Source organism: Microbulbifer epialgicus, assembly GCF_041447265.1.
Lineage (GTDB): Bacteria > Pseudomonadota > Gammaproteobacteria > Pseudomonadales > Cellvibrionaceae > Microbulbifer > Microbulbifer epialgicus.
Map to the genome: position 1 here is coordinate 1 of NZ_JBGMEK010000268.1, position 702 is coordinate 702.

At 48.4% G+C, this 702-nt stretch carries 1 protein-coding gene; it reads left to right on the forward strand.

From position 1 onward, the window contains the following. Positions 1–702, forward strand: a 702-nt coding sequence (locus ACCI49_RS24930) for a condensation domain-containing protein (RefSeq protein ID WP_371841959.1), incomplete at both ends; no start/stop codon positions are given.

Consider the following 702-nt stretch of genomic DNA (forward strand, 5'->3'; position numbering starts at 1 on the left):
ACACTCACTACTGGCTACCCGCCTGGTCAGTCAGATCAGACAGGAATTTGAAGTAGAGCTGCCACTGTCAACATTATTTGAGTTTCCCACGGTAGCGGGTTTGGCGCGTGTCCTGGGAGAGTACAGTACAGAGGCAGTACTACCACCCATTAAGCGAGCCGACAGAGGTCAGCCGCTACCGCTTTCTTACGCACAACAGCGTCTGTGGTTTATTGATCAGCTGGAAGGCGGTAGTGCGCAATACAATATGCCGGGATCATTAAAAATCACCGGAGTTTTTAATGAGCAGGCATTCAAACAGACAGTAGACCAAATAATCGAACGCCACGAAGTACTGCGCACTGTCCTACAGGCGGAAGAAGGACAGGCACAGCAAAAGATACTGGCAACATTTGAACTGCCGATTGAAACGAGGGATTTGAGCGAGTTACCAGTCACATTACAACAGGAAAAAGTGAAAGCGCTGGCTAAATCAGATGCCGGTCGTGTATTTGACTTAAGTCGTGAACTGCCGATCCGGTTCCAACTATTAAGGCTAGCAACCGAAGAACATGTGGTGCTGTTTAACATGCACCATATTGCTTCAGATGGCTGGTCAATGGGAATTCTAATCAAGGAGTTCAATACACTGTATAGCGCCTTTAATGAAGGGCGTGAGAATCCGCTGGGGCCACTATCGGTACAGTATGCGGACTATGCGGT